We start from the raw sequence: 260 nt of genomic DNA on the forward strand, positions 1-260 counted from the left end.
GAGCTGTACGTCTCCGGCGTGGGCCTGGCCCGCGGCTACCTGAAGCGCCCCGGTCTGACGGCGGAGCGGTTCGTCGCGGACCCGTTCGGCGAGCCGGGCGGGCGGATGTACCGCACCGGTGACGTGGTGCGCTGGCGGGCCGACGGCCTGCTGGACTTCCTGGGCCGGGCGGACGACCAGGTGAAGATCCGCGGCTACCGGGTCGAGCCCGGTGAGATCGAGGACGCCCTCGCGGCCCACGAGGACGTCGCCCAGGCGGC

1 protein-coding gene is annotated in these 260 nt (G+C 75.0%); it reads left to right on the forward strand.

What is annotated here, in order from left to right:
* On the forward strand, positions 1-260 hold a 260-nt coding region (locus PUR56_RS08880), incomplete at both ends, for a hypothetical protein (protein ID WP_329948474.1).

It is taken from the genome of Streptomyces sp. BE303, assembly GCF_036290945.1.
Classification (GTDB): domain Bacteria; phylum Actinomycetota; class Actinomycetes; order Streptomycetales; family Streptomycetaceae; genus Kitasatospora.